The organism is Aquabacterium soli (assembly GCF_003933735.1).
Classification (GTDB): Bacteria; Pseudomonadota; Gammaproteobacteria; order Burkholderiales; family Burkholderiaceae_C; genus Aquabacterium; species Aquabacterium soli.
Genome location: NZ_RSED01000009.1, coordinates 13814 through 29572, shown reverse-complemented (window position 1 = coordinate 29572; position 15759 = coordinate 13814). Strand labels below are relative to the sequence as shown.

Genomic DNA, 15759 nt, shown 5'->3' with positions numbered 1-15759 from the left:
GGAGCCGCCAATGACACGCGAGATGCCTCCGCCTGTGCTGGTCGACGCAACGCTTGACGCGCCCACCAGCTTCGGTCCGGCCGCCCACAACGCCTGGACCCGGCACGCGCACCACATCAGCCTGGTGCGCGCGCCGCTGGCGCCACGCCCGGTGCTGATCGCCGCCGACCCCGACCCGGTCGAGATCGACCTCGCGCGCTCGGCCCTGGTGGTCGTGGACATGCAGAACGACTTCTGCCACCCGCAAGGCTGGTTCGGCCAGAAGGGCATCGACGTGTCGCCCATGCGCCAGCCCATCGCCACCATCGCCGCGCTGCTGCCGGCATGGCGTGCCGCGGGCGGGCGCGTGGTCTGGCTGAACTGGGGCGTGCGCGCCGACCGGCTGAACCTGCCGCCCACCGTGCTGTTCAAGGGCAAGCGCCAGGCCGGTGCCGTGGGCTATGCCGAGGCCTCGCCGGACGACCGGGGCCTGAGCGTGGTGCCCGGCCACTGGGGTGCGCAGGTGATCGACGAGCTGCCCATGGCGGCTGGCGACGCCACCGTCTTCAAGCACCGCCTGAGCGGCTTCTGCGACAACGAGCTCGACAGCCTGCTGCGCCAGGTGGGCGTGTCGACCCTGCTGTGGGCGGGCGTGAACACCGACCGCTGTGTCTTCTCTTCATTGCAGGACGCCGGCTTCCTGGGTTACGACAACCTGCTGTTGACCGATGCCTGCGGCAGCCCCTCGCCCGGCTACGTGAGCCAGGCCATCCACTTCCTGGTGCAGCAGCTGCACGGCTTCAATGTGACGGCGGCATCGCTGATGACGGCCCTGAGCGCACGACAAGACACGCCGGAGGCCGGCGCATGACCATCCGCCGTTTTCTCGCCGCCGTCGTGCAGACGCACGCAGAGCTGGGCGATCTGGCCACCAACATCGCGCGCTCGCAGACGCACGTGGACGAAGCCGTGCGCCAGGGCGCCCAACTGGTGGTGTTGCCCGAGTGCATGAACAGCGGCTACCTGTTCGATTCCAGGGCCCATGCCCTGTCGCTGGCCGAGCCCATCGATGGGCCCTACTGCCAGGCCCTGGCCCGCATGAGCCGCGGGCATGGCATCCATCTGGGCGCCGGCCTCACCGAGCTGGGCCAGGACGGCCAGATCTACAACAGCGCCGTGCTGTTCGACCCGCAGGGCCGGCTCATCGGCCACTACCGCAAGCAGTTCCTGCCCGCGCAAGACCAGCGCTGGTTCTCGGTGGGCGACCTGGGCAACCCCATGGTCGACACCGCGCTGGGCCGCATCGGCCTGCTGGTGTGCTTCGACGGGCGCATCCCCGAAGTGGCCCGTTGCCTGGCCGCCCAGGGCGCCGAGATCATCCTGGACATGGCCAACTTCTTCGTGATGGGCCAGGCCGACCTGTTCGTGCCGGCCCGGGCGATGGAGAACGGTGTGTGGATCCTGGCCGCCACCAAGGCCGGCGTCGAGCGCAGCATCTACTACCCGGGTGGCAGCCTGATCGTGGCGCCCACGGGCGAGGTGCGTGCGCGCATCGCCAACGACACCCATGGCGTGGCCGTGGGCGAGATCGTGCTGGGCAATGGCCACGGCGCGCCATGGGCCGATGGCTCGCCGAAGTGGCGCAGCCGCGAGCCTTCGGCCTATGGCCTGCTGGCGCAGCCTTTCGAGACCACGCCGCTGGCCGCCCATCTGAACCAATCTCTGCGGCCTGAATCCGCCTGCGTGAAGATCGCTGCGGTGCAGGCCCATGTCGATGACCAGCACGGCATTGACGATTGCTTCGCCATGGCCCGCCATGCCGCGTTGCTGGGCACGAAGCTGCTGGCCATGCCGCTGCACGCCGGTGCGGGATCGGCCGCACCCACACGCTCAGAGTCCTTTGAGCTGGCCGCGCGCACACCGGCACTGATCGATGGCATGCACCGTGTGTGCATCGAGCACGACTGCTACGCGGTGCTGCCCACCGTCGAGTCCACCTCCGAGGGGCAGCACACCACCGCCGTGCTGATCGGACCGCAAGGCGTCATCGGCCGCCAGCGGCAGGTGCACCGCAGCCCGCATGAGCAGGGCTGGTCCACCCAGGCCTGCAACGCGCCGGGTTTCACCGTGTTCGACACGCCCCTCGGCCGCATCGGCATGCTGCTCGGCCCCGATGGCCTGTACCCCGAAAGCACCCGCGTGCTGACGCTGATGGGCGCCGACATCATCGTGTGGGCCGCCGCCTGGCAACACGCCGACGAGCGCCGCCTGCTGGCGGTGAGCAAGGCGGTGGACAACCGCGTCTACCTCGTGTGCGCCAACCGCACCGATGCGCCCAGCCCTGGCGGCTCCTTCGTGGTCCCGCCGGCCGGCTTCCCCCATTGGGACGTGAACGTCAATGCCGCCCCCAACACCCGCTGGGGCGCCGTGATGCCCGTGTTCGCCGAGCTGGCCATCGCACGCCAGAAGTGCATGGAGCCCGGCGTCGACATGCTGCGCAACCGCCTGCCCCACACCTACGGCGTGCTCACGCACCCCGTGACCGACACCCATTCCTGATGGCCTTCTTCATTTTCAACCCGGAGTACCGCCCCATGATCGCCCTTTCCCGCCGCGCCACGTTCAAGCGCATCGCCGCCGCCACGGCAGCGGCCATCGGCCTGAGCCTGGCCGCCCTGCCTGCCCAGGCGCAGACCAAGATCAAGTTCGTCCTGCAGTGGAAGTTCGAAGGCTCGCAGGCCTGGTTCTTCGTGGCGCAGGACAAGGGCTACTTCAAGGCCGAAGGCCTGGACGTGAGCATTGACCAGGGCGAAGGCTCGGCCGCCTCCATCCCCAAGGTGGCTTCGGGCGCCTATGACGCCGGCTTCGGCGACCTCAACGCGATCATCGACATGGCCGCCAAGCGCCCGGCCGATGCGCCCGTGGGCGTCTACATGCTGTACAACACGCCGCCCTTCACGCTGATCGTCAAGAAGGACAGCCCGATCAAGACGCCCAAGGACCTGGAAGGCAAGACCATCGGCGGCCCGGCCAACGATGGCGCGCTCAAGCTCTTTCCCGCGCTGGCCAAGATCGCCAAGGTCGACACCAGCAAGGTCAACATCACCAACATGGCGCCCAACCTGCGCGAGCAGATGCTGATGCGCGGCCAGGTCGACGCCACCTTCGGCTACGTGAACACCGTGACCTTCAGCGCCAAGGCCATGGGCATCGATGCCGCCAAGGACCTGCGCTTCATCCGCTACGGCGACTACGGCATGGACCTGTACTCGAACGCCGTGTTCTTCTCGCGCAAGTTCGTGCAGGACAACCCCAAGGCCGTGGCCGGTTTCGTGCGCGCGCTCAACCGTGCCATCAAGGACGTGCTGGCCGACCCCGAGATGGCCATGGACGCCGTGATGAAGCGCGAGCCCCTGCTCAAGCGTGATGTCGAGAAGGACCGCCTGCTGTCGGCGCTGCGCAATGACATGAGCCACCCCGAGGTCGCCCGCATCGGCCTGGGTGACGTGGACGACAAGCGCCTGGAGCGCAGCATCGAGATCCTGGTGGATGCCAACCAGCTGGCCCGCACGCCCACGCCTGCCGAGGTGTTCAACCGCAGCTTCCTGCCCGCGCGCGACCAGCGCCCCAGCAAGCTGTTCTGAACCCCGCTGCTGAGCATTCACACGACCCCGCCCCCGCTTTGAAGGAAACACCATGGACCTGAAACTCAAGAACAAGGTGGCCGTGATCACCGGCCCCGCCAAGGGCATGGGCCGCGCCGTGACGCTGGCCTTCGCCCAGGAAGGCTGCCGCCTGGTGCTGGCCGGCCGCGACACCGCCGCCATCGAGCCCGTGGCCGAAGAGGCGCGCGCGCTGGGCGTGCCCGCCATCGTCGTGCCCTGCAACCTGGTCGATGAAGCACAGACCGAGGCGCTGGCCCGCCAGGCGCTGGAGCACTTCGGCCGCATCGACATCCTGGTCAACGTGGCTGGCGGCTCCGGCCCCATCGGCAAGACCGGCTGGGAGACCAGCGCCGACGAGTTCAACGACATCGTCGAGCTCAACATGACCGGCTGCTTCAACACCATGCACGCCGTGCTGCCCGCGATGATCGAGCAGGGCGGCGGCAAGGTGGTCAACGTGGGCGGCACCTTCGGCATGCGTGGACGCGCCGGCCGCGTGGCCTACTCCGCCTCGAAGTGGGGCCTGCGCGGCATCACCAAGAGCTTCGCGCTGGAGGCCGGCCCGCACAACATCAACGTGAACTGCGTGGCCCCCGGCATGGTCGACGGCCCGCGCTTCCGTGAAAAGGTGTGCGCCAACATGGCCACCAAGCTGGGCATCACCCTGGAAGAAGCGATGAAGCGCCACGCCGAGGACTACGCCCTCAAGCGCGTGACGCTGGACGAGGACGTGGCCAACGCCTGCCTGTTCATGGCCAGCGATGCGTCGCGCCAGATCACCGGCGTGGACCTGCCCGTCGATGGCGGCTGGGCCATGCTGTAAAGGGGCACATCATGAGCAACGCAGACCTCGTCATCCGAGGCGGCAAGATCGTCTCGCCCGAGCAGATCATCGACGCCTCCATCGCCATCGCCGATGGCAGGATCGTGGCCATCGGCCATGACGACCTGATGCCCAGTGCCCGTGAAGAGCTGCGCGCCGACGGCCAGTACCTGCTGCCTGGCGCCATCGACAGCCACGTGCACTTCCGCGACCCGGGCTACCCGCACAAGGAAACCTGGAAGACCGGCTCGGCCGCCGCCGCCTGCGGCGGCGTGACCACGGTGTTCGAGATGCCCAACACCAACCCGCCCACGGGCACCATCGAGGCGCTGCGGCTCAAGCAGAAGGCGGCCGAATCATCCTATGTGGACTACGGCATCCACGGCCTGCTGGGCGACGACACCATCGACCGGCTTGAAGAGCTGCTCGACGCCGGCGTGACCAGCTTCAAGGCCTTCGTGGGCAACACCTTCGGCAACCTGCCTGCCCCCAGCGACGGTGCGCTGCTGGAAGGCTTCGAAAAGCTGGCGCCCCTGGGCATCCGCACCGTGGTGCACGCCGAGAACTCGTCGATCATGGCGCGCCGCCAGCACCGCCTGGAAGAAGCCGGCCGCATCGACCCGCTGGCCCACCTGGCTTCGCGCCCGGCCGTGGCCGAGATCGAGGCCATCGGCCGCGTGCTGACCCTGGCCGAATGGACTGGCGCGCGCGTGCACATCGCCCACCACAGCGCAGCCGACTCGCTGTTCGTGCTGCGCGCGGCCAAGCTGCGCGGCGTGGACGTGACGGTGGAGACCTGCCCGCAGTACCTGCTGCTCAATACGAACGACATGCTGCGCCTGGGCGGCATCCTGCGCCTGAACCCGCCCATCCGCGAAGAGCGCCACAACCAGCCGCTGTGGGACGCGCTGATGGACGGCACCATCGACATGATCGCCACCGACCACGCGCCACACACGCCAGAGGAGAAAACGCGCGAGAGCATCTGGGCCTGCGACTGCGGCTTCCCTGGCGTGGAAACGCAGATGCCGCTGATGCTGACCGAGGTGAACCGCCAGCGCGCCACGCTGATGGACTACGTGAAGTGGAGCGCCGCCGCCCCGGCCAAGGCCTGGGGCCTGTACGGCACCAAGGGCGTGCTGGCCGTGGGCGCGCACGCCGACATCGCCGTGGTGGACATGGACCGCCGTGCCGTGCTTTCGCAAGGCCGCCTGCAGTCGATCAGCAAGATCTCGCCGTGGAACGGCCGCACGGTGCAGGGCGCGCCCATCCACACCCTGGTGCGCGGCCGCTTCGTGATGCGCGATGGCCAGCTGGTGAGCGAGGCCTCGGGCTGGGGCCAATCGGTCAAGGGCGTGCAGCGCATGCCCACGCCGCGCGCGCGCAACACCGAGCACTACATCAGCGCCGTGCTCAAGACACCGGAAGGCGTGCCGCCCACGGCCGTGCCGGCAGACCTGAGCGCCTTCGAAGGCACCGGCTTCCTGCCGCCCGCGCCCAAGGAGGCCGCATGAGCTTGCCGAGCAGCACCGCCGTGCGCCCGCAGCGGGTCGGCGTGCACCGCATCGACTGCCGTGGCCCGGGTGACCTCTCGGGCGTGCAGGCCCTGATCGACGCGGGCACCCTGGTGCCGGCCGACATCGTCGCCGTGATGGGCAAGACCGAGGGCAATGGCTGCGTCAACGACCACACACGCGAGTACGCCAGCATGGCCTGGAGCCACCTGCTGGCCCCACACCTGGGCTGCACGCCGGCCGAAGCAGCGCAGCGCGTGGCCCTGGTGATGTCCGGCGGCACCGAGGGCGTGCTGTCACCGCACTTCACGGTGTTCACGCGCCGCTGGCTCGAAGCCGATGCGCCTGCCCGCCATGGCGCACCGCGCCTGGTGATCGGCACCGCGCACACGCGCGATTTCGCGCCCACCGAGATCGGCCGCATGGCGCAGATCGAGGCCACGGCCCAGGCCGTGCGCGAGGCCATGGCCCAGGCCGGCATCCAGCGCGTGCAGGATGTGCACTTCGTGCAGGTCAAATGCCCGCTGCTCACTTCCACCAAGGTGCAGAAGGCGCTGGCCGAGCAGCAGGAGCCCGCCACGCGCGACACCTACGAATCCATGGGCTATTCGCGCGGCGCCTCGGCCCTGGGCGTGGCCCTGGCGCTTGAAGAAGTGCCTGCTGCGAAAGTGGGTGATGCCGCAGTACTGCGCGACTGGTCGCTGTACTCCGGCCGGGCATCAGCCTCGGCCGGCATCGAGCTGGACCACAACGTGGTGATCGTGCTGGGTGAGGCGCCCGGTGCCGCATCGCCCTACCGCATCGCCCACACGGTGATGCGCGACGCGGTCGACGCGGCTTCGGTGCGCACCCTGCTGCGCGAATGCTTCGCCATCGACCCCGACCGTGAAGGCCATGACAGCGACGAAGCCCTGTCCGGGCGGCTCGTCAACCTGCTGGCCAAGGCCGAATCCAGCCCCGACGGGCTGGTGCGTGGCCAGCGCCACACCATGCTCAACGACTCGGACATCAACGCCACGCGACACGCCCGTGCGGTGGTGGGCGGTGTGCTGGCGTCCATCGCCGGGCATACCGCGCTGTACGTCTCGGGCGGCGCCGAGCACCAGGGCCCGGCCGGCGGCGGCCCCGTGGCCGCCATCTTGCATGTAGAGGACGCTGTATGACCCAACCCTTCATCGACCTGTCCGACGTGACCGTGCGCTACGGCACGCAGGCCAACGCCACCCTCGCCCTGGACCGCACCAACCTGCGCATCGAGCAGGGCGATTTCGTCGCACTGGTCGGCCCCAGCGGCTGCGGCAAGTCCACCATCCTGAAACTCGTGGCCGGGCTGCTGCAGCCCAGCTCGGGCGGGTTGATCGTGGGCGGGCGCGAAAGCCCCACCACCCAGCAATCGGGCAAGACCCGCATCGGCCTGGCCTTCCAGAACCCGACCATGCTGCCGTGGCTGAGCATCCGCGACAACGTGATGATCCCGCTCAAGATCGTCGAGCCCTTCCGCCAGGACTACGCCAGGAAAAAGCGCGGCGAGTACGCCGAACGCGCCGAGGCCCTGCTGGCCCAGGTGGGCCTGAAGGGCTTTGGCGACAAGCGGCCCTGGCAGCTGTCGGGCGGCATGCTGCAGCGCGCCTCGCTGTGCCGCGCACTGATCCACGAGCCGCAACTGCTGCTGCTCGACGAGCCCTTCGGCGCGCTCGACTCGTTCACGCGTGAAGAACTGTGGGCGCTGACCCAGCAGCTGTGGATGGACAAGAAGCCCACCGTGCTGCTGGTCACCCACGACCTGCGCGAGGCCGCCTACCTGGCCACGCGCATCTGCGTGATGAGCTCGCGCCCCGGCCGCATCCTCGAAGACCGCGCCGTGCCCTTCGAGCGCCCCCGCACCCTGGCCATGAGCTACGCACCGGAGGTGTCTGCCCTGGTGCAGGAGCTGCGCCTGCGCATCGCCGAAGCCCGCACGGCCGCCGATGCCGCAGAGGCCGCCGCCGCATCCACCGAATCCCCCGGCCACGAACCCACGCCCGCAAGGAAAGCCGCATGAACCCCCTGCTCTCTCCCCGCGCCCGCCAGCGCCTGCTGTCGGCCTCGGCCCTGGTCGGCTTCTTCCTGCTGTGGGAGCTGGCCTGCGTGGCCACCGGCGTGTCCGACCTGATCCTGCCACGCCCCAGCCAGATCCTGCACGTGCTGGTCGAGAAGATGCCGCTGCTGTGGCCGCACACGGTGCAGACGCTCTACACCACGCTGGTCGGCTTCGCGCTGGGCGTGGCGGTGGGCATCTTGCTGGGCCTGCTGATCGGCTCGTCGCGCACGGCCTATGACGTGGCCTACCCGCTGCTGGTGGGGTTCTCCAGCATCCCCAAGGTGGCCGTGGTGCCGATCTTCGTGGTGTGGTTCGGTGCGGGCACGGTGCCGGCCATCCTCACCTCGCTGGTCATCAGCATCTTCCCGGTGGTGGTGAACGTGGCCACCGGGCTGGCCAGCACCGAGCCCGAGCTCGAAGACGTGCTGCGCGTGCTGGGCGCCAAGAAGCGCGACATCCTGTGGAACGTGGCCCTGCCGCGCGCACTGCCCTACCTGTTCGCCTCGCTCAAGATCGCCATCACGCTGGCCTTCGTGGGCACGGTGCTGGCCGAGACGGTGGCCGCCAACAAGGGCATCGGCACGGTGATGATGCTGGCCAGCGGCAACTTCGACGTGCCCATGGTGTTCGCCGGCCTGCTGATCCTGGCCGTGCTGGGCGTGGCGCTGTACGCTCTGTCCTCGCTGGTCGAGCGCCGCATGACGGGCTGGGCCCAGCGCAAGACCGACCTGGGCATGGCCTCCTGAGCACCCTCCAAAAGCAATGAGCGACATCCACAACGACATCCTTCCCCCGCTGCGCAGCGTGGCCGTGTTCTGCGGCTCCAACTTCGGCGTGTCCCCCGACTACGCCGAAGCCGCCAAAGCGCTTGGCACCGCCATCGCGGCGCGCGGCATCACCCTGGTCTACGGCGGCACCAGCAAGGGCCTGATGGGCGTGGTGGCCGATGCGGCCCTGGCCGGTGGCGGCACCGTGGTGGGCGTGATCAACCAGCGCCTGCACGACCGCGGCCACCTGCACCCAGGCCTCAGCCGCCACGAGGTGGCACCGCACATGCGCGAGCGCAAGGCCCGCATGGCCGAGCTGGCCGATGCCTTCATCGCGCTGCCCGGCGGGCTGGGCACGTTGGAGGAGCTGTTCGAGGTGGCCACGCTCACGCAGTTGGGTGACCACCTCAAGGCCTGCGGCGTGCTCAACACGCGCGGCTTCTACGAGCCCATGCGCGCCATGCTGGCCACCGCCACGGATGAAGGCTTCCTCAAGCCCGAGCACCGCGACATGATCGTGGTGCAAAGCCAGCCCGATGCACTGCTCGACGGCCTGGCCGCCTGGCGCGCTCCCACCGTCACCAAGTGGATCGGCCAGCCCGGCTCCTGATCCCCTTCTCATCTTTTCAACGCTTCAAGCAAGCAGTCCTTCATGCCCAAGATCCGCATCACCGCCGGTGGCCACCGCTTCCTGGCCGAGACCCACCCCGACGCGCCCGAGACCGTCGCTGCCTTCCTGAAACTGCTGCCCTACCGCCAGAAGCTGATCCACGTGCGCTGGAGCGGCGAAGGCTGCTGGGTGCCGCTGGGCGAGTTCGTGCTGGAGAAAGATGGCAAGGCCATCGGCTTCGAGAACCACACCAGCCACCCGTCGGTGGGCGACATCCTGTTCTACCCCGGCGGCTACAGCGAGACCGAGATCATCCTGGCCTATGGCAGTTGCAGCTTCTCCAGCAAGATGGGCCAGTTGGCCGGCAACCACTTCCTGACCATCATTGAAGGCAAGGAGAACCTTCGGCCCCTGGGCGTGAAGACGCTGTGGGAAGGCGCGCAGGATGTGGTGTTCGAGCTGGCCGATTGAAGAACAGGCACTGAGCACACCATGAGCGATCGCCTCATCATCCACGGTGGCCTGGTCCTGGCCGACGGCGAAAGCCAAGCCCGCCTGGCCGATCTGCTGATCGAAGACGGCGCCTTGCGCGAGATCGGCCCCCCCGGCCAGTTCGACACGATCGAAGGCGCTCGCCAGCTGGACGCCACCGACCGCCTGGTGATGCCCGCCTGGGTCAACGGCCACACCCACGCGCACGGCGGCCTGGGCCGCGGCGCCGTGGCCGACACGGGCCTGGAAGGCTTCCTGGCCGCCTCCCCCTCGATCAACGGCCAGCGCGGCCTGGCAGACCTGGCCCTGAGCGCCACGCTCACCGCCGCCGAGCTGCTCAAGAAGGGCTGCACCGCGCTGTTCGACATGACCAGCGAGTTCCCCCGGCCCACCGTGGCCGGCCTGCACGCCGTGGCCCGTGCCTACGACACCATCGGCATCCGCGCCGTGGTCGCGCCCATGATGGCCGACCGCACGCTCTACCAGGCCTACCCCGAGCTGCTGGACAGCCTGCCCGAGCCGCTCAAGGCCCAGGCCGCGCAGGCCCGTGCCGCCGACCCACAGGCTTGCCTGTCCACCGTGCGTGCAGCGGCGCAGGACTGGCCCTTCGATGCCAACCGCGTGCGCCTGGGCATCGCGCCCACCATCCCGCTGCACTGCTCCGACGCCTTCATGCAGGGCTGCGCCCAGCTGTCGGCCGAGTTCGGCCTGCCGATGCAGATCCACCTGGCCGAAAGCCAGCAGCAGGCCGTGTTTGGCGAGCAGCGCTATGGCATGAGCCTGGTGTCCCACCTGAACCGCCTGGGCATGCTCAGCGAGCGCCTGAGCGTGGCCCACTCGATCTGGATCGGCGACAACGACATCGACCAGCTGGCCCAGGCCGGCGTCACCGCCATCCACAACCCCCTGAGCAACCTGCGCCTGGGCTCGGGCGTGGCGCCCGTGCGGCGCATGGCCGAGCGCGGCCTGCGCGTGGGCCTGGGCAGCGATGGCGCCAACACCTCGGACACCCAGAACCTGTTCGAGGTGGCCCGCCTGGCGGCCTACCTGTCGCGCATCGTGGGCTCGGACGAAGCCCGCTGGATCACCGCCTCCGAAGCGCTGCACATGGGCACGGCCAACAGCGCACACGCGCTCGGTTGGGGCGATCGCCTGGGCAGGCTGGCGCCCGGCTACCAGGCCGACATCGTGCTGCTGGACCTGGCCCAGCCGATCTACGTGCCCCTGCGCGATGCCCTGCGCCAGCTGGTGCACGGCGAGAACGGTGCCGCCGTCACGCACGTGCTGGTGGCCGGCCGCGTGGTGGTCGAGTACGGCCGCCTGCTCACGGTGGATGAAAGCGCCTTGCGCCGCCAGGCCCAGGCCGCCGCCGAGCGGCTGGACGCGCTCAACGCCGAAGGCCGGCACCTGGCCCAGGCCCTGCGCCCCTGGATCGGCGCCTTCTGCTGCGGCATCGGGCAGCGGCCCTTCCACCTGCAACGGCGCCTGCCGACGCATTGAGGCCACGGCGCCCCTACTTCTAGGGATAAGGGGTGGCCAGGGGCACGCCTAGCATCGGGGTCCATTGGAGGACTTCATGCCCGCAAACGAGCCCGTGCCCAGCCCGACACAAGAACAAGAACGCGCGCGCCTGCGGCGTCAGGCCCTGAACATCACCCGGCCGTCGGGCCAGACCCAGGCCCAGTGGGCCATCGCGCTGTCGGGCGGGGGCATCCGCAGCGCCACCTTCTGCCTGGGGGCACTGCAGGCCCTGGCCCGCAGCCCGGGCCCCACGGCCGCCAGCGGCGCCGCCACGATGACCGACGCGCCCGCCCCGGCCGAGTCGCCACCGGCCACCCCCCGCACAGCCCCGCCCGATCCCCTGGTCGCGCAGTTCGACTACCTCTCCACCGTCAGCGGCGGCGGCTACATCGGCAGCTTCTTCACCAGCCTGTTCGTGCCCGGCCGGCTGTCCGGCCAGGGCCCGGATGAAGACCCGCTCGCCGTCACCCGGCGCGCGTACCGCGCCCTGCAGGACGAACCGCCCGCCCGCGTGCGCGCCGACACGCAGTACGACGACGCCAACCCAGGCCGCGCCGCCCTGGCCTGGCTGCGCGACAACGGCCGCTACCTGGCACCCCATGGCGCGGGCGACCTGCTCTACGGCATGGGCGTGGCCTTGCGCAACTGGATGGCCACGCACTACGTGATCGGCACCGTGATCCTGATGGGCCTGGCCCTGCTGCTGTCGATCCGCCTGGCCCTGGCCTGGTGCTTTCCGGACTATGCCGCGTGGGAAGCCAAGCTGTGCGCCGCCGCCGGCCTGCACGGCGGCGGCCTCTGGTGGAGCCCCACCTGGGCCCTGTGCGGCGTGGTCGCCACGATGGCCATGGGGCCGGTCGGCATGGCCTTCTGGTTCAGCCACCCGGCCCGCGACAAGGGCCGCCCCACCGTGAATGATGGCGATCCGATCGCGATGAAGCCGCTGCCCGTCACCTGGGCCTCCTTCCTGGGCGGCGTCATCGCCCTGGGCTTGTTCCTCGTCGGCGCGCTGCTCATCGGCTGGGAGCGCGGCACACGCTGGCCCCTGGGCCCGATCGTGTCGGCCAGCGGCGCCTTCGTGGCCTGGTCCGTGGTGATCTACGGGATCAGCGCCTTCATCATGCGCCGCAGCAGCATCGCCCGCCAGCGCGTCATCCTCACGCGCTGCCTGGCGCAATCGCTGATGGTGATGATCGTGATCGCGCTGCTGGCCGCGGTCGAAACGCTGGCCCAGACGCTGTGGCTGGGCTGGGAGACGCAATCCGGCGTGCTGGGCGGCGCCGTGCTGGGCGGCCTGGTGTGGCTGCTGCGCGCCGGCCTGCCCAAGCTGGCCGACCGGTCCACCGTGGCCCTGGTCGAGCGCCTGCCGCTGGACCTGATCGCCGGGGTGCTGGGCATCATCCTGTGGATCGCCGTGGCCTCGGCCTTCGGCATGCTGCTGCTGCAGGTGGTGTGGTTCGGCCATGCCTCGGCCGAGGTGGCGGCCAGCCTGCGCGACCCGGCCGCCCTGCACACCCTGCTCTGCTACGCGCTGGGCACGCTGCTGGTGGGTTTCGGCCTGGCCCTGGTGGTCGGGCAGTTCCCGGGCTTCCTGAACCTGTCGACCTTCCAGAGCCTGTACGCCGCGCGCCTGACGCGCGCCTACCTGGGCGCCACCAACCACCGCCGTTTCAGCCCCCGCGCGCACAGCCGCCATCGTGACGTGGCCGAGCCCATCACGGGCGACAGCCTGGACACCACCGCGCCCTACGCCAACCCCCTGGCACCGGTGCACTTCATCAATGTGTGCGTGAACCAGACCGTCAGCCCCGGCGAACAGCTGGTGCAGCGCGACCGCAAGGGCAAGCCGCTGGTGATCGCGCCGAACGGCTACTACCTGGACCAGGGCGCCTATGCGATGCGCACGCACGGCCCGCGCAACGAGCTGAGCTACCCGCTGAACTTCGGTGAATGGATCGGGGTGTCGGGCGCCGCGATCTCGACCGGACTGGGCCGCAACAGCGGCCTGGGCGTGTCGCTGATCGTGGGCTTTGCCAACCTGAGGCTGGGCCGCTGGTGGCCTGGCGTGCCGCAGCACAAGGGCATGCGCAGCCACTTGGTGCGCAGCCTCTTCAAGACGCAGACCTACCTGATCGACGAGATCCGCGGCCTGTTCTACGGCAGCCACCGGCCCTACCAGTACCTGTCGGACGGAGGGCACTTCGACAACACCGGCATCTACGAGCTGCTCAAGCCCGAGCGTGACCGCGGCGTGCGCCTGATCGTGCTGTGCGATTGCGGCCAGGATGTGGACAACGATTTCCGCGACCTGGCCAACCTGATCCGCCTGGCGCGCATCGACCACGGCCTGGAGATCCGCGTCAACGAAGACGCAGCCGACGATCCATTGCTGTCCGACCGCTTCGGCCGGCCGGCCGATTTCAGGCGGCGCCCTGATGGCACCCTGCCACCGGCCTCCACACGCTGCGCCATCCTGCTGGACGTGCTGGCCACCGGCCGCGACGCGGCGCAGCCGCCACGCCAGGCCGGCAGCGTGGTGGCCCGCATCGTGCTGCTCAAACCTGTGCTGACCAGCGACGTGCCGGTGGACCTCACGCACTACCAGGGCACGCACGACAGCTTCCCGCAGCAGAGCACCGGCGACCAGTTCTTCGACGAGGCCCAGTGGGAGAGCTACCGCCAGCTGGGCCTGCACATCGGCCTGCGCGTGTTCCCGCAGGACCCTGCGTCGGCCTATGGACAGGCCTTCTGGCGGGTGTGCCTGCAGGGCCTGCCTGCGTGAGCCTGGGGTGATCACTTGGCCGCCGGCGGGACGGGTGCCGAGGGCCAGGCTTCGGGCACCGGCCGGGCAGGGCGGGCAGCGGGCGCCGCGGCCCGCACGCCGTCGATCAGCCCATACCAGTCCAGGCGGCGCGTCACCACCATGATGGCCGCCAGCACCACGAACAGCAGCACCGAGCCCAGCACCAGCGAGGTCTGCTCCATCTGCAGCAGCAGGTACAGCGTGCCGTACAACAGCGCCAGCGCCGCACCGAACACCAGGCCGCGCCGCCAGCCGCCCAGCACATGGCTGCCGTAGAAGGCCAGCAGGCCCGTGCAGGCCGCGCTGGCCGCCAGATAGGCCGAGCCGAAGGGCAGGTGCTCGGACAGGCTCACCAGCAGCAGGAAGAACACGATCAGCGCAGAACCCACCAGCAGGTACTGGATGGGGTGCACGCGCAGGCGGTGCAGCACCTCCACCAGGATCACCCCCAGGAAGGTCAGCGCGATGAACAGCAGCCCGTACTTGCTGGCGCGATCAGACAGCACATAGGGGTTCACCGGGTCCATGAAGGACACGTTGAAGGTCTCGATGCAGCCGGTGGGCTGGCCTTCATCGGTGCCCTCCGTGCGCGACGGGCTGGCCGCGCCAGCATGGCACAGCGACGCCCCCTTGATCAGCTCCTGCTGGGCCGTGGTGGCCAGCGACGTGAGGCGCCAGCTGGCCTGGAAGCCCTGGCTGGACACCTGCCGCTCAGCCGGCAGGAAGCGACCGCCGAAGGAGGGGTGCGGCCACTCCGACTTCAGCATCACCTCGGTGCTGTCGGCGATGGGCGCGAAGGCCAGCGACTGCGTGCCGGCCAGCTCCAGCGCCAGCGTGGCACGCAGAGGCCCGGCATGCGCCATCAAGGCGGCCGGCAGTTCGGCATGCAAGCCCGCACGCTGCACGCCGTTGCCCGAGCCCGGCTTCACGCCCAGCACCTGGCCCTGCACGTTCATGCGCACGGTGCGGATACCCCGTGCATCGCCCAGCACCACGGACACCAGGGGCGCATCGCACGCCACCTGACCGCCAGCATGCTGAGGTGCTGACGCCAGGCCCGACAGGTCCGCCCACTGGGCCTCGACCTTGGCCGTCAGCTCGTAGCCATTGACCTTGAACAGGCCCCGGTAGCGCGGCGCCATGCGGGCCCCGCTGTCGATCTGCAGGGTCTGGGGCGGCTGCACCAGGCGGAAGTCCCGCCGCTCGGTCAGCACCTTGAGCACCGGGCCTTCGCGCTGCTCCACCGGCCAGGTCTCCGTGCAGCGGCGCACCAGCACCGGCCCCATCAGCACCTGGCTGGCGGCCAGGCTGTCGGCCACATTCTGCTCGGCCTCGTCACGGCGCTCCTGGCGCTCCTCGACCACGCCGCGCACCGAGCCCAGCGCCACCAGCAGCCCGGCCACCACCGCCCCCAGCGCGACGGACTTGCTCAACAAGGGAAATCTCATCGTGTTCTCCTGTGTGTTCCCATGAAACACGGGCAGTGTCGACACGCACGGTGAGGT

13 protein-coding genes are annotated in these 15759 nt (G+C 69.7%); 12 read left to right on the top strand and 1 reads right to left on the bottom strand.

Annotation, left to right across the window (positions count from 1 at the left end; genetic code table 11):
* Window positions 1-10 precede the first annotated feature (10 nt).
* The 12 genes from EIP75_RS12760 to EIP75_RS12705 all read left to right on the top strand — a co-directional run bounded on the left by EIP75_RS12760 (window position 11) and on the right by EIP75_RS12705 (window position 14233).
* A complete protein-coding gene (locus tag EIP75_RS12760) occupies window positions 11-850 on the top strand; it encodes a cysteine hydrolase family protein (protein ID WP_199758580.1) in 840 nt (279 codons plus the stop codon).
* On the top strand, window positions 847-2538 hold the full coding sequence (locus EIP75_RS12755; RefSeq protein WP_125243665.1) for a carbon-nitrogen hydrolase family protein: 1692 nt from the start codon (window positions 847-849) through the stop codon (window positions 2536-2538). Before EIP75_RS12760 ends, EIP75_RS12755 begins: the two co-directional genes overlap by 4 nt.
* Window positions 2539-2573: 35 nt before the next feature.
* Complete coding sequence (locus tag EIP75_RS12750) at window positions 2574-3623, top strand: ABC transporter substrate-binding protein (protein WP_125243664.1); 1050 nt, start codon at window positions 2574-2576, stop codon at window positions 3621-3623.
* A gap of 52 nt (window positions 3624-3675) precedes the next feature.
* Entirely contained in the window at window positions 3676-4467 is a 792-nt protein-coding gene (locus EIP75_RS12745) for an SDR family NAD(P)-dependent oxidoreductase (protein WP_125243663.1), read from the top strand.
* An 11-nt stretch (window positions 4468-4478) separates the two neighbouring features.
* On the top strand, window positions 4479-5981 hold the full coding sequence (allB, locus tag EIP75_RS12740; RefSeq protein ID WP_125243662.1) for an allantoinase AllB: 1503 nt from the start codon (window positions 4479-4481) through the stop codon (window positions 5979-5981).
* The gene (gene atzD / locus EIP75_RS12735) at window positions 5978-7144 is read left to right on the top strand and encodes a cyanuric acid amidohydrolase (RefSeq protein ID WP_148100970.1); all 1167 of its coding nucleotides are present in this window, start codon (window positions 5978-5980) and stop codon (window positions 7142-7144) included. The genes allB and atzD overlap by 4 nt, the downstream gene beginning before the upstream one ends.
* Entirely contained in the window at window positions 7141-8022 is an 882-nt protein-coding gene (locus EIP75_RS12730) for an ABC transporter ATP-binding protein (protein WP_125243661.1), read from the top strand. The genes atzD and EIP75_RS12730 overlap by 4 nt, the downstream gene beginning before the upstream one ends.
* On the top strand, window positions 8019-8807 hold the full coding sequence (locus EIP75_RS12725) for an ABC transporter permease (protein WP_199758579.1): 789 nt from the start codon (window positions 8019-8021) through the stop codon (window positions 8805-8807). The genes EIP75_RS12730 and EIP75_RS12725 overlap by 4 nt, the downstream gene beginning before the upstream one ends.
* A 16-nt stretch (window positions 8808-8823) precedes the next feature.
* Complete coding sequence (locus tag EIP75_RS12720; RefSeq protein ID WP_125243660.1) at window positions 8824-9438, top strand: LOG family protein; 615 nt, start codon at window positions 8824-8826, stop codon at window positions 9436-9438.
* A gap of 42 nt (window positions 9439-9480) precedes the next feature.
* Window positions 9481-9909, top strand: coding sequence for a DUF3830 family protein (locus EIP75_RS12715; protein WP_125243659.1), 429 nt, complete (start codon window positions 9481-9483; stop codon window positions 9907-9909).
* A 21-nt stretch (window positions 9910-9930) separates the two neighbouring features.
* Complete coding sequence (locus EIP75_RS12710; RefSeq protein ID WP_125243658.1) at window positions 9931-11430, top strand: amidohydrolase family protein; 1500 nt, start codon at window positions 9931-9933, stop codon at window positions 11428-11430.
* Between the two features lie 76 nt (window positions 11431-11506).
* Complete coding sequence (locus EIP75_RS12705; protein ID WP_125243657.1) at window positions 11507-14233, top strand: hypothetical protein; 2727 nt, start codon at window positions 11507-11509, stop codon at window positions 14231-14233.
* A gap of 11 nt (window positions 14234-14244) precedes the next feature.
* On the opposite strand, the gene creD is transcribed toward EIP75_RS12705, so the two are convergent.
* Window positions 14245-15702 carry a cell envelope integrity protein CreD gene (creD, locus tag EIP75_RS12700; protein ID WP_125243656.1) on the bottom strand — a complete coding sequence of 486 codons (1458 nt, stop codon included), beginning with the start codon at window positions 15700-15702 and terminating at the stop codon, window positions 14245-14247.
* Window positions 15703-15759 lie beyond the last annotated feature (57 nt).